The sequence below is a fragment of the Flavobacterium rhizophilum genome (assembly GCF_046000485.1).
GTDB classification, from domain to species: domain Bacteria; phylum Bacteroidota; class Bacteroidia; order Flavobacteriales; family Flavobacteriaceae; genus Flavobacterium; species Flavobacterium rhizophilum.
Genome location: NZ_JBELQB010000002.1, coordinates 72,744 through 93,087, shown reverse-complemented (window position 1 = coordinate 93,087; position 20,344 = coordinate 72,744). Strand labels below are relative to the sequence as shown.

15 protein-coding genes and 1 other RNA gene are annotated in these 20,344 nt (G+C 39.5%); 7 read left to right on the top strand and 9 right to left on the bottom strand.

All coding sequences use genetic code 11. From position 1 onward, the window contains the following. Positions 1–76 precede the first annotated feature (76 nt). From ABS768_RS02495 to ABS768_RS02480, 4 genes are all read left to right on the top strand, one after another. Positions 77–673 (top strand): TetR/AcrR family transcriptional regulator, encoded by a 597-nt coding sequence (locus tag ABS768_RS02495; protein WP_408073383.1) that lies wholly within the window; start codon positions 77–79, stop codon positions 671–673. A 192-nt stretch (positions 674–865) separates the two neighbouring features. Further along, on the top strand, positions 866–2,002 hold the full coding sequence (locus ABS768_RS02490; protein ID WP_408073382.1) for an efflux RND transporter periplasmic adaptor subunit: 1,137 nt from the start codon (positions 866–868) through the stop codon (positions 2,000–2,002). A 31-nt stretch (positions 2,003–2,033) separates the two neighbouring features. After that, on the top strand, positions 2,034–5,219 hold the full coding sequence (locus ABS768_RS02485; protein WP_408073381.1) for an efflux RND transporter permease subunit: 3,186 nt from the start codon (positions 2,034–2,036) through the stop codon (positions 5,217–5,219). A gap of 44 nt (positions 5,220–5,263) precedes the next feature. Further along, positions 5,264–6,673: an efflux transporter outer membrane subunit gene (locus ABS768_RS02480; protein WP_408073380.1), complete on the top strand. Its 1,410-nt coding sequence runs from the start codon at positions 5,264–5,266 to the stop codon at positions 6,671–6,673. 85 nt (positions 6,674–6,758) lie between these two features. Here ABS768_RS02480 and rny read toward each other — a convergent pair whose 3' ends face one another. The 4 genes from rny to ABS768_RS02460 form a co-directional block, all read right to left on the bottom strand. Further along, positions 6,759–8,324, bottom strand: a complete 1,566-nt coding sequence (gene rny / locus ABS768_RS02475; protein ID WP_408073379.1) for a ribonuclease Y — start codon at positions 8,322–8,324, stop codon at positions 6,759–6,761. A 57-nt stretch (positions 8,325–8,381) separates the two neighbouring features. Continuing rightward, a non-coding RNA gene (gene ssrS, locus ABS768_RS02470) (6S RNA) lies at positions 8,382–8,488 on the bottom strand. A gap of 56 nt (positions 8,489–8,544) precedes the next feature. Then, positions 8,545–8,841: a cell division protein ZapA gene (locus tag ABS768_RS02465; protein ID WP_035130422.1), complete on the bottom strand. Its 297-nt coding sequence runs from the start codon at positions 8,839–8,841 to the stop codon at positions 8,545–8,547. Positions 8,842–8,847: 6 nt separating this feature from the next. Beyond that, a complete protein-coding gene (locus tag ABS768_RS02460) occupies positions 8,848–9,138 on the bottom strand; it encodes a hypothetical protein (RefSeq protein ID WP_408073378.1) in 291 nt (96 codons plus the stop codon). Positions 9,139–9,319: 181 nt separating this feature from the next. Here ABS768_RS02460 and ABS768_RS02455 point away from each other — a divergent pair, with 181 nt between their 5' ends. The 3 genes from ABS768_RS02455 to ABS768_RS02445 all read left to right on the top strand — a co-directional run bounded on the left by ABS768_RS02455 (position 9,320) and on the right by ABS768_RS02445 (position 14,307). Then, a complete protein-coding gene (locus tag ABS768_RS02455) occupies positions 9,320–11,038 on the top strand; it encodes a M23 family metallopeptidase (protein WP_408073377.1) in 1,719 nt (572 codons plus the stop codon). Positions 11,039–11,051: 13 nt separating this feature from the next. Further along, positions 11,052–13,511 carry a carboxypeptidase-like regulatory domain-containing protein gene (locus ABS768_RS02450; RefSeq protein ID WP_408073686.1) on the top strand — a complete coding sequence of 820 codons (2,460 nt, stop codon included), beginning with the start codon at positions 11,052–11,054 and terminating at the stop codon, positions 13,509–13,511. A gap of 67 nt (positions 13,512–13,578) precedes the next feature. Further along, a complete protein-coding gene (locus tag ABS768_RS02445) occupies positions 13,579–14,307 on the top strand; it encodes a hypothetical protein (protein WP_408073376.1) in 729 nt (242 codons plus the stop codon). On the opposite strand, the gene ABS768_RS02440 is transcribed toward ABS768_RS02445, so the two are convergent. From ABS768_RS02440 to ABS768_RS02420, 5 genes are all read right to left on the bottom strand, one after another. Further along, the gene (locus tag ABS768_RS02440) at positions 14,304–15,002 is read right to left on the bottom strand and encodes a DUF2971 domain-containing protein (protein ID WP_408073375.1); all 699 of its coding nucleotides are present in this window, start codon (positions 15,000–15,002) and stop codon (positions 14,304–14,306) included. The two genes, ABS768_RS02445 and ABS768_RS02440, sit on opposite strands and share 4 nt — an antisense overlap. Before the next feature lie 72 nt (positions 15,003–15,074). Continuing rightward, positions 15,075–15,698, bottom strand: coding sequence for an HAD family hydrolase (locus ABS768_RS02435; RefSeq protein WP_408073374.1), 624 nt, complete (start codon positions 15,696–15,698; stop codon positions 15,075–15,077). Positions 15,699–15,788: 90 nt separating this feature from the next. After that, a complete protein-coding gene (locus tag ABS768_RS02430; RefSeq protein ID WP_408073373.1) occupies positions 15,789–17,615 on the bottom strand; it encodes an ABC transporter ATP-binding protein in 1,827 nt (608 codons plus the stop codon). Further along, positions 17,616–19,343, bottom strand: a complete 1,728-nt coding sequence (locus ABS768_RS02425; RefSeq protein WP_408073372.1) for a phospho-sugar mutase — start codon at positions 19,341–19,343, stop codon at positions 17,616–17,618. It lies immediately after the preceding gene. A gap of 46 nt (positions 19,344–19,389) precedes the next feature. After that, a complete protein-coding gene (locus ABS768_RS02420) occupies positions 19,390–20,340 on the bottom strand; it encodes a glycosyltransferase family 2 protein (RefSeq protein ID WP_408073371.1) in 951 nt (316 codons plus the stop codon). Positions 20,341–20,344 lie beyond the last annotated feature (4 nt).

The following is a 20,344-nucleotide window of genomic DNA, read 5'->3' as shown; positions in this document are numbered from 1 at the left end:
TAGTCAAAAGTATTGCTATAATTTATAATCGTCATACTTTTGCTTAACACTGTTAAGTAATTTAAAAGCTTTAAAAATGGGGAGCAAAGAACGCATATTGAGACAGAAGGAGGAGACCCGTGCTAATATACTTACAGCTGCCAGAGAGATAGTGAAAGATGAAGGGTGGCAGGGGCTAAGTATGCGAAAGATTGCTGACAAAATTGAGTATACTGCGCCCATTATTTATGAGTACTTTGCCAATAAAGAAGCTATACTCCAGGAGTTAACCTGTAAGGGGTTTACCATATTGATTAAGGATTTAGAGGCTGCCAAAGAAGAGTCAGATGATGCGGCGGTTCAGTTAGAAGGTATGTGGCTGGCCTACTGGAATTTTGCCCTTAAGAATAAAGAAATGTATCAGCTGATGTATGGGGTTGAGATGACGTGCTGTGCACAGCGAACTACTGAGTCAGACACTCCTTACCAGTTAATAAGTAGTTGTATTGCAAAACTAATGAAGATCGAAAAGCCCGATCCGCATGTTATAAAGCAAAAGTATTTTACCTTTTTCTCTGTTATACATGGGTTAATATCCATTAATATAGTAGGTAACGGCCTTTCTGATGATATCAATAAGCAAATTCTTAAAGATGCTATTACAGGTATTATCCGTTATATAGAAGAGGAATAATCCTTTTTTTTGATCACCTACTTAACGCTGTTAAATAGTTTAAAACCGTAAAAACAATAAGCCTTACACTTTTTTAATCATTTACTTAACACCATTAAATAATTTAACTAATGTAAAAAAACAGTAATCATTCGTTCAATCATCAATTTTTTTATCTAACAATTTAACACCATTAAATAATTTAATGCTATTATGAAAAGAATTTCATTACTCTTAGTTCTTGCAGCAGCTTTATTCTTATACGGCTGCTCCGGCAACACTGCCACAGCTCCTGCAGCACAGGAAGTTGCGGTACCTGTTTTGGCTGTAAGCAAAGGACAAGCCACTACATATCAGGAATATCCGGTAAAAGTCGAAGGACGCGTAAATGTTGAGATACGCCCGCAGGTAGACGGTTACCTTGAAAAACTGTATGTGGATGAAGGCGCTTTTGTAAAGGCAGGACAGCCTATTTTTAAAATAGATGACCACCGTTACAGGGAACAGCTTAATAGTGCTGTAGGTAACTTAAACGCTGCCGATGCAGCACTTTTAAATGCACAGCTTGAGGTAGAGAAGTTAACACCTCTTGTAAATGAAAAAGTAGTTTCTGACTATCAGTTAAAAACAGCCAAAGCTTCACTTAAAATGGCTGAGGCCAATAAAAAGCAGGCTGAAGCGGCAGTAGCTTCTGCACAAATAAATTTAGGCTATACGCTCATTACTGCTCCGGTAGACGGTTACATTACCAGATTGCCTAAAAAACAGGGAAGCCTTGTTTCGGCTGCCGATCCTCTACCATTAACAACCCTTTCTGATATTGCAGTGGTTTACGCTTATTTTTCACTAGGAGAATCAGAATTCCTGAGCTTTAGAAACAGGTATGAAGGGAACACTCTTAATGAAAAGATTAAAAACCTTCCACCGGTATCATTGGTTTTAGCTAATAATGCGGTTTATGAAACACAGGGAAAAATAGACATGGTAGACGGTCAGTTTGATAGTACAACAGGTGCTATAACTTTAAGGGCAAGTTTTCCTAATGTAAAAGGTTTACTTCGTTCGGGTAACACTGGTAGGGTGCGTTTAGGTATAGATCACAGTGATGTTATACTTATCCCTCAGGCTGCTACTGTTGAAGTACAGGATAGGGTGTTTGTATACACTGTAGACAAAGACAACAAAGTTGCTAAAAAACCTATTACAATATTGGGTAAAAGCGGTACTGATTATCTGGTAAGCGAAGGACTTCAGTCGGGAGACAGAATTGTGTATAAAGGCTTTGAAAACCTTCAGGAGGGCGCTGTTGTGACTCCGCAAAAAGCAGAAACCGAAGTAGCTTCTAAATAATTTATAACCAACAATTTAATTTTAGAACATAATGTTTAAAAGATTTATAGACCGACCGGTTTTGGCTACGGTCATATCCATCCTATTGGTAATTGTAGGAGTATTGGGGCTCTTTAAATTACCATTACAGCAGTTCCCTGACATTGCGCCACCGGCGGTTCAGGTTACGGCGCTGTACCCTGGGGCGAATGCCGAAACGGTACTTCGTTCGGTAGCTCCGTCACTGGAAGAGTCCATTAATGGTGTGGAGAACATGATTTATATGAGCTCTACAGCCAGTAACGATGGTTCCCTTGTTATTACAGTATACTTTAAACTGGGTACTGATCCCGATCAGGCTGCTGTAAACGTACAGAATAGGGTGGCTCAGGCTACCAGCCAGTTGCCGGCGGAGGTTATACAGGCGGGTGTTACTACAGCTAAGCAGCAAAACAGCCTTATTATGGTAGCTGCACTTTACTCTGAAGATGAGAAAACATACGACCAGACATTTCTTACCAACTATGCCCAAATCAATATTATCCCTGAGATAAAAAGGATACCGGGTGTAGGTCAGGCAGCAATTTTTGGTGGTAATAAAGATTATTCGATGAGGGTTTGGCTTAATCCGTCCCAAATGACATCCTATAACATTACTCCACAGGAGGTAATGGCAGCCATTCAGGATAAAAACCTTGAGGCAGCTCCGGGTAAATTTGGTGAAAACAGTGCCGAATCGTTTGAATATGTTATCAAATACAAAGGAAAGCTTAACAAGCCGGAAGATTACCAGAATATAATAATACGTACCAATCCTGACGGATCCATACTTCGATTAAAGGATGTGGCTAAGGTAGAGTTTGGTTCCTATACCTATGGTAACTTTACAAGGATTAACGGTAAACCGGGTACTAATATTATGGTTATCCAATTACCGGGATCTAACGCTAACGATATTCAGATAGCGATTAACGACCTGTTGGTTAAGGCAGAAAAAAGCTTTCCTAAAGGTATTAAAAGGGTAGGTATTTATAATACCAAAGTAATGCTTGATGCTTCTATCGCTCAGGTAAAATCTACCCTTATTGAAGCATTCTTACTGGTATTTATTGTGGTATATATTTTCCTTCAGGATTTCAGGTCCACATTAATTCCTGCAATTGCCGTACCGGTAGCAATTATGGGTACCTTCTTCTTTATGAACCTGTTTGGGTTTTCCATAAACCTGTTAACGCTGTTTGCACTGGTACTGGCTATTGGTATTGTGGTGGATGACGCTATTGTGGTTGTCGAGGCAGTACACTCCAAGATGGAGCAGGGTATGGATCCTAAAAGGGCAACCACATCTGCCATGAGTGAGATTACAGGTGCTATTATCTCAATTACACTGGTAATGTCGGCGGTATTTCTTCCGGTTGGTTTTATGGAAGGTTCTACCGGGGTATTCTACAGGCAGTTTGCCTTTACATTAGCTATTGCGATTGTGATTTCGGCGGTTAACGCCTTAACACTGAGCCCGGCACTGGCGGCACTTTTCTTAAAGGACAATCACAGCCATCATCAAAACGGACACGGGAAAACAAGCTTTAAGCAACGTTTCTTTGCAGGATTCAATAATGGTTTTGAAAAAGTGACCAATCGTTACTTGGGTAGTTTACGTTTTCTTATTCGTCATAAATGGCTAAGCCTTGGCGGACTTGGAGTTGTGATACTGGCTACCGTATGGATGGTGAATACTACTCCTTCAGGGTTTATCCCTTCGGAAGATCAGGGATTCATAGCTGTTTCGGTATCCATGCCGGCAGGTACATCACTGGAGCGCACTGTTAAAACACTTGAAGAGGCAGAAAACATAATCCGTACAGTGGAAGCTAATAGGGAAATCGACGGACTTTCGGGCTTTAATATGCTTACCCAGTCGTCAAGCCCATCGTTTGGTGTACTATTCCTTAATCTTAAGCCTCTAAAAGAAAGAGGAGAAGTTAGTGATATTAACGATATTATGAACGAGGTAAGGGGAAAACTTTCTGCTATAAAAGAAGCTAACTTCTTTGTGTTTACTTTCCCAACCGTACCCGGATTCAGTAATATTGACGGACTTGACTTCGTGCTTCAGGATCGTAGCGGAGGTAAACTGGATAAGTTTAGCCAGGTAGGTAACCAGTTTATTGGTGAGCTTATGAAGCGTCCTGAGATTGCTGTAGCCTTTACACCATTTAGGGCCGATTATCCGCAATATGAAATGGAAGTGAATGATGTTAAGGCTGAACAGCTTGGTGTAAGTGTTAAGGACTTACTTCAAACCGTACAGGCTTATTATGGTAGTGCACAGGTGTCAGACTTTAACCGATTTGGTAAATACTACCGTGTAATGGTACAGGCTGATAAGGATAGCCGTGCGACAGCACAGTCGCTTGATGCCGTATTTGTGAAAAATAAAAATGGCGAAATGGTTCCGGTTAATACACTTGTTAAGCTGGAAAGGGTTTATGGCCCTGAAAATGCTTCGAGGTACAATCTGTTTAACTCTATTGGTGTAAATGCAATACCTGCACCGGGTGTAAGTTCGGGCGATGCCATTAAAGCTGTGGAAGAAGTGGCTGCTCAATACCTGCCACAGGGATACTCGTATGAGTTCTCGGGGATGACAAGAGAGGAAATCATATCAGGAGGACAGTCGACAGTAATATTCCTGTTGAGCTTACTATTCATTTACTTCCTGCTTGCAGCGCAGTATGAAAGTTACATCCTTCCGTTAGCAGTTATACTATCTATCCCCACAGGTATATTCGGTGTATTTGCTGCTATAGGCTTTACGGGTATTTCAAATAACATTTATGTACAGGTAGCACTGGTAATGCTTATAGGTCTTCTGGCTAAAAATGCCATACTTATTGTTGAGTTCGCCGTACAGCGAAGAAGGGCAGGAAAATCATTACTGTCGGCTTCCATAGAGGCAGCTAAACTAAGGTTAAGGCCTATTATCATGACTTCATTTGCATTTATTGTAGGGCTTATACCTATGATGTTTGCGGTAGGACCGTCTGCACAGGGTAACCACTCTATCAGTATAGGTGCTGCCGGGGGTATGCTTTCGGGAGTAATACTGGGACTGTTTATCATTCCGGTTCTCTTTATAGTATTCCAGTACCTACAGGAAAAAGTATCAGGTAAACCACACCTTAAACCGGTTAAACATGAGCATGCGGCAACAGCCGAGCTTGAACTGATGAATTAAATTTTTAAGGCTCTCCGAAAGGAGAGCCATTCTAATCGATAACAATGAAAAATTTAAATATATATATAGTATTCACGGCCTTTTTGGTACTTACGGGGTGTAAGGTTTCTAAAGATGTGGAGGTGCAGCCCGAGTTGCCCGAAGCTTACAGGAATGCTGTTGTAACTGCAGATACCTTAACGATTGCCGATGTTGAATGGAAAACATTTTTCCCGGATGCTGCTTTGCAGGAACTTATAGGTAAAGCCATATCGGGGAATTATGATTTACAGATTGCCATTAAAAATATTGAAGCCTCACATCAGTTATTAAAACAGGCCAAATGGGGTAATGTACCTCAGGCGAACCTGTATGTGAATGCCAATACCACAATCCCGTCTGAAAATAGTTTAAATGGACTTAGTGCCAAAAACTTTTTGGGTACTAGCCATGTTGAAGATTATAACGCGGGGATAAACCTTTCGTGGGAGGCTGATATCTGGAGGAAAATTAACAGCAGGAAAAAAGAGGCGCTGGCGCAATACCTGAAAACTGAAGAGGCTAAAAAAGCGGTGCAAACCGAACTTGTTACCGGTGTAGCCAAAGGTTATTATAACCTGTTAATGCTGGATGCACAGTTAAATGTTGCCAAAAAGAATTTTGAATTGAGCGAGAATACCTTACGTATGGTTAGTATGCAGTTTGATGCGGGTCAGGTAACATCACTGGCTGTAGAGCAGGCCAACGCCCAAAAGCTTACAGCAGCCAGAATTGTACCTATGCTTGAAAAGCAGATAGCAATTCAGGAAAACGCGTTAAGTATACTTACAGGGGAACTCCCAGGGGAAATTGCAAGGATGACTTCTTTAGACCTGGAGCCTGTTTATGAAAATATAAGTACGGGACTTCCTGCGGCTATTGTGAGCAGAAGGCCTGATGTTAGAATGTTTGAGTACGACCTTGCGGCTGCAAATGCAAGGGTAGGGGTTACCAAAGCCCAAATGTATCCGGCTATTAATATTACTGCAGCGGGTGGATTAAATTCATTCAAATCCAATAACTGGTTTAATATGCCGTCATCATTATTTGGTATGGTAGCGGGTGGATTAGCTCAACCATTACTTAACAGCAGAAGACTGAGAGCTGAATATGAAGTGGCAAAAATAGAACGCGAAAAAGCGGTTCTGTCCTTTAGGCAGGGTGTACTAATTGCGGTAGGTGAAGTATCTGATGCACTGGTACAGATAGAAAAACTTAAAGATGAACAGGATTTTGCACAACAACGTGTGGAAAGCCTGCAAAAAGCAACTACGAATGCTGATAAACTATTTAATAGAGGGATGGCCACTTATTTAGAAGTGATTACCGCACAAAGTAATGTGCTTCAAAGTGAGCTTGATCTTGCAACCCTGAAGAGAGATCAGCTTAATGCAGTGACCGATTTGTACCGTGCACTGGGAGGCGGCTGGAAATGATGGTGTTTATTGTTTGTTTTATTTAAAAAGAAAAAGCTGCCGAAAGGCAGCTTTTTCTGTTGTTTATTTATATGGTTCGGGTAAATTATTTTGCGATGTTAACCGCTCTTGTTTCACGGATAACCGTAATTTTTACCTGACCTGGGTAAGTCATTTCTGTCTGGATTTTGTGTGAAATCTCGAAAGATAGGTTAGCAGCCATTTCATCGCTTACTTTTTCACTTTCTACAATTACACGAAGCTCTCTACCTGCTTGGATAGCGTATGCGCTCTTAACACCGCCAAATCCGTAAGCGATATCCTCAAGGTCTTTAAGACGCTGAATGTATGAGTCAAGAACCTGTCTTCTTGCACCCGGCCTTGCACCAGAGATAGCATCACAAACCTGTACGATAGGGGAAAGTAACGATTTCATTTCAATTTCGTCGTGGTGAGCACCAATAGCGTTGCAAACTTCTTCTTTCTCACCATACTTCTCTGCCCACTGCATACCAAGTAATGCGTGCGGAAGATCACTTTCTGTATCCGGCACTTTACCTATATCGTGAAGTAAACCTGCTCTTTTGGCAAGCTTAACGTTAAGGCCAAGTTCTGCAGCCATAAGGCCACAAAGCTTAGCAACTTCACGCGAGTGTTGTAGTAAGTTTTGTCCGTAAGAAGAACGATACTTCATTCTACCAACAATTTTGATAAGCTCAGGGTGTAAACCGTGAATACCAAGGTCGATAACAGTACGTTTACCTACTTCAATAATTTCGTCTTCAATCTGCTTAGCTGTTTTAGCTACAACCTCTTCAATACGTGCAGGGTGAATCCTACCGTCTGTAACCAGTTTGTGTAATGCTAAACGTGCAACCTCTCTTCTTACAGGGTCAAAGCATGAAAGGATGATAGCCTCCGGAGTATCGTCTACAATAATTTCAACTCCTGTAGCAGCTTCAAGGGCACGAATATTTCTACCTTCACGACCGATGATTCTACCTTTCACATCGTCAGACTCAATGTTGAATACAGATACACAGTTTTCCACTGCCTCTTCGGTACCTACACGCTGAATAGTATTGATGATAATCTTTTTAGCTTCCTGATGAGCTGTAAGCTTAGCCTCCTCAATAGTGTCCTGAATGTGGGACATAGCAGTAGTTTTGGCTTCAGCTTTAAGGCTTTCCACAAGTTGGTTTTTAGCTTCTTCTGCAGATAGGCCTGATATAACCTCAAGCTGTTCTACCTGGCTTTTGTGTAGCCTGTCTATTTCCTGTTGTTTCTTATCAAGGAACTCTATACGGTTATCGTAATCAGAAACCTTTTTATCAAGTTCGTCGTTAAGCTTTTTGTTTTTAGCAAGCTCGTTTGAAACCTGAGATTCTTTATCACGTGTTCTTTTCTCTGCTTCGGCAATTTTTTTGTCTTTGCCAAGTATTACCTGTTCGTGTTCTGCTTTAAGCTCAAGGAATTTTTCCTTAGCCTGAAGTAATTTATCCTTTTTAATGGCTTCGGCATCTGTCTTGGCATCCTTCAATATCGATGCCGCCTCCTTCTTCGCATTCTTGATTAGGGTGGATACGTTTTTCTTCTCAAGAATCTTTGCGATTCCGAATCCGATCCCTAAACCGGCGAAACTGCCAATAATTATAAATAGTGTCGAGTCCATAGTTTGTTTTTATGTAAGATATATATATAAAAAAAGCCTACATCAGGAAGATTGTATAAACTCGTAAAAGACAAGTTTTGAGCTAACTCGTTGTTCAAGGATCTGCTCGGGGCAGCATGCTTTAGTAACGATGATTCACCCATTTTAATTTGTTAGTGTTGAGTTTATCAAATATGTGCTAATGTAGGCAGTATTTTTGACGTATTTTTAAGAACGTATTTTATTTGTCATCGAGAAGATTTCCCAATTTTTCATCCATTAACTGTAGTTTTTCAAAAGCGTCTTTGACATCGGTAAACTTGTCTATCTGCTTTTGCTCTATTTGTGCGGCAAACTGTAAGGCGCACATTGCCAGTACATCCTGCTTGTCTCTCACGGCATAACTCTCTTCAAACTGCTTGATCATGGCATCAATTTTTTTAGAGGCGCTTCTCAGTCCCTCTTCCTGCGATGGTGTTACTGTTAACGGGTACACCCTATCGGCAATTGATATCTTTATTTTAAGTTTATCATCCATTTCATGCTAGTCAGAAAGTTGAGCTATGCAATAATCAATCTCGCGGATCAATGAATTTATTTTGAGTTTTGTTTCTCGTTTATTATCGTCACTGCCCAGTAATGAATTGGCTGTCTTTAAGGTCTCAATGTGCTTTTCCAATGAGGCAATCTGTTCAGCCTGACTGTGGATTACCGAAGCCGATTGGGCTATTTTGTCCCTTAACTCCTGATTTTGCTGTTGCAGCACGGCCTGTTTTTGAACCAGCTTATTTAGCTTATTTTCAAGAGAATCAACTATTTCGGATAGTCCGTTCATTACAGTCAATTTTCATTACATTATTCTACAAAGTTAATATTACTTTAATTAGAAACAATAGTTTGTTATAAAAAATGTTGAATTGTGTTAAGATTGTATGTAATAATTTGCTATGTAAACAGTTATAACAAACATGCGGCGTTAGGCTTTTTTTAAGACGCTTTTTTTATATTTTAGCCTTATGAGATTTTTCTTTTTAATACTACTTTCAACTACAGCACTTTTTGCCCAGCAAAATTATCCGGAAGATTATTTTCGCTCCCCAATGGATTTACCGCTTCACCCTTCAGGTACTTTTGGAGAGTTAAGGCGTAATCACTTTCATGCCGGGATAGACTACCGTACCCAACAAAGGGAAGGGCTGCCTGTATATGCCGCCGCCGATGGTTATGTATCGCGCATAAAAGTATCCAGTTATGGATATGGTACAGCTTTGTATATAGATCACCCAAACGGATATACCACGCTTTACGGGCATCTTAGTAAATATGCTCCTGAAATTGAAGCTTATGTTAGAGAAAAGCAGTATGAAAAGAAAAGTTTTGATATAGAACTATTTCCTAAACCGGGTGAGTTACCTGTAACGAAAGGAGAGCTTGTTGCCCTTTCGGGTAATACGGGAGGTTCCGGTGGACCACACCTGCATTTTGAATACAGGGATACCAAAACCGAGGAAATCATCAATCCGTTATTTTTCGGATTAAATAAAATAATGAAAGACAGCCAGAAGCCTACGATTTACGGTGTTATGGCTTATGCTTTGGGAGATAAGGCAGTGGTGAACGAATCGGAAAAGCCTGTTACACTAAATCTTAAACTTTTAAAGGACGGGACTTATCTGGCAGATAAAATCTATGCGCGTGGTACCATGGGATTTTCCATCAATGCTACTGATAAGAGTACGGGTAGTCTTGGTAATAACGGAGTGTTTAAAATAGAAACCTTTATAAACGGTAACCGTGAGTTTAAGGTTGTTTTTGACCAGTTTGCTTTTGATGAGAGCAGGTATATCAATAATTTTATTGATTATCAAAAATACAACGCTACCAAGCAACGCTACCAAAAACTGTTTATCAATACGCCTTATACCCTTGGAGTGATTAGGGATAATACCACCAATGGTAAAATTGATATTAAGGAAGGCGAAACTGTGAGCTACCGTATTGAGGTTTCTGATTTTCATGGTAACAAGCGGATAGTGAACGGTAGTATTGAGTATAGCGACAAACCTGCGACTATAACCCAGCCCAAAAAGGTAACGCCTTATTTTGTAAAGGCAGCCAATGATAACAGTTATACGAAAGATGCTGTTTCGGTATTTATACCGGCACATGCATTGTATGAGGATTTTTACATGGATTTTGATGTGAAAGATTCCATTTTGTACCTGCATGATGATTCGGTACCTGTACATGGCAATATAACAGTTTCGTTTGACGTTAGTCATATGTCTCCAGAAGTGCTGCAAAAAACATTTATAGCAGGAGTAGATGGAAAAAGACTGTTGTATAATAACAGTTATATGGAGAGTGGCAGGCTTACGGCTAAGGTAAGGTATCTTGGGCAGTTTAAGCTTGCGCAGGATGATACGGCTCCTAAAATTTACAGTGTGAGTTTTGCCGAAGGGAAGTGGCTAAGCAACAAGGATAGTTTTAGCCTTAAGATTAGTGATGACCTTGCAGGTATTGCCACATTTGATGCATGGCTAAACGGTAAGTGGATATTAATGCATTATGATTACAAGACCCGAATAATATTTCATAATTTTAGCGACGGAATTGTAGACGAAGGGCGTAACGATTTGAAAGTTACGGTTACAGATAATGTAGGAAATTCTACTACCTTTGAAACGCATTTTTTCAGAACACAAAAAACAACAGCTGTTGAAAAAGATAAATAAGTTATTTACACTGATGCTTTTTATGCTCAGTGCTGTGGCTTTTGCCCAACAAAAGCCAATACTATACGGAATTCTCTTAGACGAAAACAGGCAGCCTATTGAAGGAGTTAATGTTTATTATGCTGATATTGAAGGTACGGTAAGAACAGTATCTGATGTTAACGGTGTTTACAAAATTTCAATTCCTATTGACAGGGAAGTTGTGGTGTGGTTTGAACATACCAGCTTTAAACTATCATCGCTTGATGTGGAAATGGCGGAAAATGATACTGCCGAAATGAATTTTATACTGCTTACAGGGCATACAGAGCTTGATAATGTAGTTATTGATAAAAACACTGAAGAAGACAGGATTGAGGGGATTATAAAAGTATCTCCGGCAACCATACGAAAATTACCTTCGGCTTCAGGAGGAGTTGAGGAGTTCATCAAAATTGTGAGTGGTAATTCCAATAACGAGCTTAGTACACAATATGCTGTTAGGGGTGGTAACTATGATGAAAACCTGGTATATGTGGAGGATATAGAGATATACCGCCCATTCTTAATCCGTTCAGGACAGCAGGAGGGTTTAAGTTTTACCAACTCCAGTATGGTGAAAGACCTGAGTTTTTCGGCAGGTGGTTTTCAGGCAAAATATGGAGATAAACTATCTTCGGTATTGGACATCTCTTACAGAAGGCCTGAAGAATTCGGGGCACAGCTTGAGGCAAGTTTCCTTGGCGGTAGCCTAACACTGGAAAGTGCTTCCAAAAATAAGAAATGGAGTGGTATTATAGGCGGACGTTACAGGGATAACAGTCTTTTGGTTAACAGTCAGCAAACGGAAACAAACTATAAACCAACTTTTGCCGATGTGCAGACTATGGTAAACTTTAAACCTAATGAAAAATGGGAGATAAGTTTCCTTGGTAATATTTCCGAAAACAAATATCATTATCAACCACTATACAGACAAACCAATTTTGGTACTATAGACGAGCCTATTGCACTTCAGATTTTTTATGACGGGCAGGAAAAAGATGAATACAAAACTTACTTTGGAGCAATAAAATCAACCTACAAAGTATCTGATGATTTTACGCTTAAGGTTATAGGTTCCCTTTATCATACACAGGAGCAGGAGCATTTTGATATTTTGGCCCAGTATGCGCTTGGGGAAGTAGATACCAATATTGGTTCGGAAACATTTGGTGATGTGCGTTTTGCAAGGGCTGTAGGTTCTCAGTTAAACCACGCCCGTAACAATCTTGATGCACTTATTGCTAACCTTGAGGTAAAAGGGTATCACAATATCAAAAAGAACAAAATAGAATGGGGTGTTAAATATACCCGAGAAGATATACGCGACCGTTTATTGGAATGGGAAGTTATCGATTCTGCCGGATTCTCACTTAATCCGCCGGTAATAGACCTGCCTGTAAACGATCAGCCCTATAATCCATACACAGGCCCGCTTGTACCTTATAACAGTGTCAGGGCTTTAAACTTTACACAAATCAACAGGGTTTCGGGTTATGCGCAATGGAGCAGAAGGGCTAAAATTGGTGAAAGTGAAGTGTGGATGAATGCAGGAGTAAGGGCACATCAGTGGCAGGTTACCCAAAGGGATGCCGAAGATGGCAAGAGCCAGATAGTAATAAGCCCGCGTGCACAGTTTACTTTAAAACCTAACTGGGAAATGGACATGCTTTTCCGTGTTTCGGGAGGGTTTTACTACCAACCGCCGTTTTATAGAGAGCTTAGGAGTAGTGACGGTGTAGTGAACCCGGATGTTAAAGCACAACGTTCAATACATTTTGTGGTAGGTAATGACTACAGTTTTAAAACAGTAAAGGGTAAGAAATTCAAACTGGTTTCTGAAGCGTATTATAAAAAACTGGATGATGTAAATACTTATACGATTGAAAACGTTAGGATTCGTTATCGTGCCAATAATGATGCTGTGGCTTATGCTTATGGACTCGATATGAGGCTTAACGGGGAACTTGTGCCTGGAACTGAATCATGGCTGAGTTTTGGTTATATGAGAACTGAAGAGAATATTAACGATAGGGGCTATATTGCCCGTCCTACAGACCAGCGCCTTAAGTTTGGTATTCTTTTTCAGGATTATGTGCCCACTATCCCTAACCTAAAAATGTACCTTAATTTAGTTTATAATACAGGATTGCCGGGTGGTTCGCCATCGTATGCTGATTCTTATGTGTATCAGTCAAGGTTAAACGATTACCGCCGTGCTGATGCTGGTTTTGCTTATGTGTTTACAGATGGTAGTGAGAAGTTTGAAGAGGGGCACTGGCTGTCTGTATTCAAGGAACTGTCATTAGGTCTTGAAATATTTAACCTTTTCAATAACCAAAATGCCATTACCAATACATGGGTAAGGGATGTGTATACAAAAAGCCAGTATGGTATCCCTAATTATTTAACATCTCGTGTATTTAGCCTTAAGCTTACTGCGAGAATTTAATTTTTTGAAACATTTTCTTTATTTTTGATAGAGTATTCAATACTGGGTACCTAATATGTTGTGACGAATGAAAAAAGCTGTAACTGTTATACTGGCTCTTTCAACTCTTATTGCGGCTTATAGTTGTAAGCAGGAAGAAGAGAAGCCAAAAGTGAAATATATGGAACCTGCAGAGGTGAAAAAGCCGGAAAAGAAAGATTCTTCCCAAATTAAGGTTGCCGATTTGCCTGTGCATATGGAAGGGACAAAATACCTTATACATCCGGTAGGGGATATGCGTATTTATGATAACAGTGCCTACAAAACCTATGGTAGCAGGATGAACGATAACGTGAGTTATGCTATTTCCAACTACAACCGTTTTGAGCTTACCGGATATTTTGAAAACCTGAAGTTTCAGCATATAGATTCTACAGCTTTAAATCCACTAACCGATAAGCAGGTACAGATACAAACAGCAACCTATCTTAATACCATTGCTGAAAGGACTAAGAAACAATTACTGGTTTACACGTTGGTTGATAGTGATACCAATCAGGATGGTAAGATTGATGCAAACGATATCAGGTCTCTATATATTAGTGATATAAGTGGAGCCAACTTTACAAAGCTCTCAAAAGATATGGAGGAACTTATAGATTGGAATATTGTTGAGGTTCAAAACAGAATATACTTCCGTACTATTGAGGATATCAATAAAAACGGCGCTTTTGATAAAAACGATATGGTACACTATCAGTTTTGTAACCTGATTGCAAACGAGTGGATAGTAGAATCATACGAGCCTGTAAACTAAATAAGGATATCGCTTTCCAGGTCAGATTTTTCGACTTGGAAATTAAAGCCCAGTTGTTCCATTAGCTGGAAAACAAGGTTTTTATACCAGTTTTCTGATTTTGGATGGATGTATATTTTCTCAATAAGCTTATTGATGTCGATACTGATTTTTACTCCTTCGTTAATATTGAGGTTGTGTTTTGCAAGGTTTGATATTATTCTTACCTCTTTTTCATACTGAAAGCTTTTTCTTTTAAAAAGAAAAGGGAAAAAGTTATTATCAAACGGAATATGCTCTTTTTTATAATCGATGTATTTTACTTCGCCAATGTGCTGTTCATAACGCCCTTCGTGGATTAGGGCTTCCTGTAATCTTTTTACAGTAGACTGTATGGCTAAGCCTTCACTGTTTTGGGTGAAAATTTGCCACATAGCATACGATTCATATTCGTTAATATGCCAACTGCTTATCACTACATTTTTGCGGTGGCTTTTGTAGTAATCCATAAATTCCGGATTGTTTTCAGATATCTTTTTAAGCTCCTCGTAAGTAGGTTCGCTAAACGTACCCTCATACTGGTCTTCAAACTTATCCGATCGGGACATAAACAACTGTTTGCATAGCAATAAATCCAGAAACTTAGAAAGATCAAGGTATTTCCATACAATGGTATCAGTTTCCGGTAGTGTTATCTGTTCGTTAGAAACATACATAGGGGAAGTATTATTTAAACTTAAAGTTACGAATGTTTCTGTTACGCTGATTAAAATACTGTTATTAGTTTTTTAACCTTTCAGAAAAATAGGTTTTAGTTCCTTAAAGTGTGATATGGCATAAGTAGCCGAGTCCAGCGGATGCCAGTCGAACTTATTGTATAAAACAGTTTCTATACCAAGGTCTTTTGCGGCCTGTATCTCAGAGTTTGGATCATCACCAACCACAAGTACTTCTTCCGGTTGATAGTTATGACGCTTTAAAATATCGGCAAAAACCTCTTTTTTACTGGTAAGCACCGGGTTAACTACATGGATTTCCTTAAAGTCATTTTCTATACCCATTTGGGTGATTTTTGCCCTTTGCATTTTTTGAAAACCTGTAGTAACCAAAAAACGTTCGGCGTCTATGGTTTTGATTTCGGGGTAATCATCAAAAGGGGTTATAGGCTCATCGTAACCTAAATTCTCCTGTAGGTTTATAGCCTGAGCGGTAAGATCTTCACTAAGCCCGAATTCTTTTGCTACAAGCCTGAAAGGCGTACGCATGGTTTCTTTTTTTATGGCTTCAATATCATTGTTATGTTTTCCTGTTTCAATGATAAGATCGAAAAGAGGACCGAACAACTTTTCTCCTATAGCATGAACAGGGTATAAGGTATTATCAAGATCGTAAATAATAGCTTTTTTGGGCATAGTGATTTTTATGTAAAATTATCTCATAATAAGAAAAGCTGCAATACTGCAGCTCTTCTTAACGTATTATTATCATATATCGTTTTAGTGTTAATCAAACGACTGCATAGCTACCAGTTTTCTATAAGTACCGTCTTTAGCCATAAGTTCGTCATGAGTGCCCTGTTCCACAATGCGGCCTTTTTTCATAACCACGATGTTATCTGCTTTCTGTATGGTTGAAAGTCTGTGGGCTATTACTACCGATGTTCGGTTTTTCATCATGTTTTCAAGAGCCTGCTGTACCAGTCTTTCACTTTCGGTATCCAAAGCTGATGTTGCCTCATCCAGAATCATGATAGGAGGGTTTTTAAGTACGGCACGTGCAATACTTAAACGCTGTTTCTGTCCGCCCGAAAGTTTGTTCCCGCTATCACCAATATTAGTGTCAATACCTTTAGGTAAATCTTTTACAAATTCATAGGCATTGGCTATTTTAAGTGCTGCCAGTACCTCTTCATCTGTAGCATCAGGTTTTCCCAGCATGATATTATTTCGAATAGTTTCGTTGAATAAGATACTGTCCTGAGTTACTAGTCCCATTAGGCCACGTAGTGAATGAAGGCTCATATCTTTAATATTGGTATTGTCTATTTTTATGCTGCCTTCCTGTACATCATAAAAACGGGTAAGCAGGTTAGCAATAGTACTCTTACCGCTACCTGACTGCCCTACCAGAGCTACAGTTTTTCCTTTTGGTATGGTTAGGGAGAAATCTTTAAGTACATTTTCATCTTCATACCTAAAGTTAATATTCTCAATAGCGATTTCTTTATCAAAAGTGTTTTTCTCTATGGCTCCCTGTTTACTAACAATCGGATTATCCTGCTCCAGTATCTCCATAACACGTTCGGCAGCAGCATTACCTTTCTTAACATTGTAAGAAGCTCTTGATATGGCTTTTGCCGGAGTAAGAATGTTATAAGCAAGTCCCATGTAAGAGATAAAGTCGGGTGCATCCAGTGTACCCTCAACAAGTACCATATGCCCGCCAAACCATAAAAGTGCAGCAATAACTACAATACCTAAAAATTCACTTAACGGGGTGGCAACATTTTGCCTGTTTAATATTTTATTAGACAGGTTGAAGAATCGTGTGTTGGAATCCCCAAATTTTCCTTCAAAATTTTTCTCTGCATTAAAGCCTTTAATGACTTTTAGTCCTCCTAAGGTTTCTTCAAGTATGGAAATAAAATATCCCTGTTCTCTTTGCGCCCTGTCTGACTGTTTTTTTAATGATTTACCTACTATGGAAATAAGCCATCCTGAAAGAGGGATGAAAATAAAAACGAATAGTGTTAGCTTAACGCTTATTACAAACATGGTGACGATTGTAAAAAGTATGGTTAGCGGCTCGCGTACTATTAGTTCCAGTATGGAAAGAAAAGAGTGTTGTATTTCAAGCACATCAGAAGAAATTCTGGACATGATATCTCCTTTTCTTTTCTCTGAGAAAAATGAGATAGGTAGTGCTACCGTTTTACTGTAAATTGCATTTCGTATATCTTTAAGTACACCATTCCTTAAGAAGGTGATAAAGTACATAGCGCCATAGTTACAAAGGTTTTTTAACAGGAACAGGGAAATAATAAGCCCTATCATTATGGAAAGAACATACTGCTGCCCATGTTCAGCAGAAGTAGTACTGATGTAATACCCCATATAATCCTTTAGGTATCTTCCCGTATCCATAAAACCTTCATACACAGGTTTGGCAAAAATTTGTTCTTCTTTTTCAAAAAGAACAGTCATCATAGGTATAAGTGCTACGAAAGAAAGTGCACTAAATAAAGCATACCATACATTGAAAAATATATTTAAGTAAGCATACCTTTTGTAGGGTTTCGCAAAGCGAAATATTTTTTTAAAATAATCCATTTATATCAAGTTCATCTCTTCAATAATATTCCTGATTTTATGATCAAGAATTGTTTCCACCTCACGTGCGTTTTCCACTTTATCCAGCGTATCGTTTACACTGAAGTAAAATTTAATTTTAGGCTCGGTTCCGCTTGGCCTTGCACAAATTTTTGTGCCGTCTTCAAGGTAATATATAAGTACGTTAGATTTTGGTAAAGTTAGTGCTTCTTCTTCACCTGTAAACATGTTTTTTGCGGTAGAAGCCTGATAATCTTCAACCATTACCACACGCTCACCGTTTATTTCTTTTAACGGACTCTCACGCAGGTCAATCATCATCTGTTTTATTTCCTGAGCGCCGTCCATACCTTTTTTGGTTAGTGATATAAGGTACTCCTTATAGAAGCCGTATTTGGTGTATAGTTTTAATAACTCCTGATATAGCGAACTTGCATTGGCTTTTGCCTGTGCAGCCATTTCGCATAATAAAAGGGTAGAGGTAACAGCATCTTTATCGCGTACAAAATCACCTACCATATAACCGAAGCTTTCTTCGCCACCACCTATAAACTGTAGCTCAGGGAAATCAACAATCATTTTGGCAATCCATTTAAATCCGGTTAGTCCCACTTTACACTGTACACCATAATCAGTAGCCAGCTCCATAAGCATAGGTGTAGATACTATGGTCGAACCTATAAACTGGTTTCCGGTAAGTTTGCCCTGCTTTTTCCATTCTTCCAAAAGGAAGTGTGTCATAAGCATCATTGTTTGGTTACCGTTAAGCAGTGTCATAATACCTTGGCTGTTTCTTACGGCAACACCAAGGCGGTCACTGTCGGGGTCGGTACCTACAACAATATCAGCATCGGTTTGGTTAGCCAGTTCAATAGCCATTGAAAGGGCTTCCGGTTCTTCCGGGTTTGGCGATTTTACTGTTGGGAAATTCCCGTCCGGTACAGCCTGTTCGTTTACAATGTGTACATTACTGTATCCGGCGTCTTCAAGTAAATCAGGGATAAGTTTAACCGATGTTCCGTGAAGCGGAGTGAAAACCACTTTAAGTGCATCTTTTGCTTCCTGTGGCGTATTGAAGGTAGCTGCTCCTAATGAAGCACCAAGAAAAGCCTTATCTATATCATTATCAATGTATTCAATCAGGTTTTCGTTAGCGTTAAAGTTTATCTGGTCGTACTCTAAAGCTTCAATAATACTAATGATTTCTCCGTCCTGTGGTGGTACAAGCTGTCCGCCATCCTGCCAGTATACTTTGTATCCGTTATATTCCGGTGGGTTGTGTGATGCTGTAAGTACAATACCTGCATGACAGCTAAGGTGTCTTACGGCAAAAGAAAGTTCGGGCGTTGGTCTCAGGTCGGTAAATAAAAATACTTTGATACCGTTAGCCGAGAAAACATCGGCAACCACTTTGGCAAGGGTATCACTGTTGTTACGGCAGTCGTAAGCAATAGCTACTTTAGTTTCTTCGCCTGTAAAAACCTTTTTCAGGTAATTACTAAGTCCCTGTGTTGCCTTGCCCAGAGTATATTTATTGATACGGTTAGTTCCCGGTCCCATAATACCGCGCATTCCCCCGGTTCCAAACTCAAGGTTTTTGTAAAAGCTGTCTTCCAGTTCTTTTGGTGACGATGTCATCATCTCTTTTACAGCTTCCTGTGTCTGGTTGTCAAAAAGGGGTGATAGCCAAACATTTACTTTATCCAGTATCTCTTTTTTGATATCCATAGTTTTATATTATTTGGATAAAAGGCATATTTGTGTAATATGCCTTTTATAAAACTTCGCTTATTTTATAACGTTCTTCGTTGTTTTTTGTCCTCAATATTATCTCGCCTAAAAATCCGGCAAGAAACAATTGAGTACCTATAACCATAGTTGCTAAGGCTATGTAGAACCACGGGTTACTTGTTACCAGTATGGTTGGTTCGTTATTATATAACTTATAAAGTTTGATTATACCTATATATAAGGCAGAAAGAAAACCTATAATAAACATAAGTACTCCCATGGCACCGAAAAGGTGCATTGGTCTTTTACCGAAACGGGAAAGAAACCATATGGTAATCAAATCAAGGAAACCGTTTATAAAGCGGCTCATCCCGAATTTTGATGTTCCGTATTTTCTGGCCTGGTGTATTACTACTTTTTCACCTATGTTGCCAAATCCGGCATTTTTTGCCAGTACCGGTATATAGCGGTGCATTTCGCCTGATACCTCTACATTTTTTACAACTACGTTTTTGTAAGCTTTAAGTCCGCAGTTGAAATCGTTAAGTTTTACCCCCGATGTTTTTCTTGCAGCCCAGTTAAACAGTTTGGAAGGCAGGTTTTTTGCGATAACAGAATCGTAACGCTTTTTTTTCCAACCTGAAACCAAATCATATCCCTGTGCCGTAACCATATTGTACAGTTCCGGTATTTCGTCCGGACTATCCTGTAAATCGGCATCCATAGTAATAATTACGTCTCCCTGCGCTTTAGCAAACCCGGCATGCAGTGCCTGAGATTTACCGTAATTGCGCAAAAAGCGTATACCTTTTATGTTGGGGTTTTGTTCCGCCAGTTGTTGTATGCTGTTCCAGGAACCATCAGTGCTGCCATCGTCAATAAAAATGACCTCATAGCTGTAACTGTTAGCCGTCATAACGTTAACAATCCACTGGTGTAATTCCTGTAAGGACTCCTCTTCATTAAGGAGTGGTATAACTATGGATATATTCATTAAT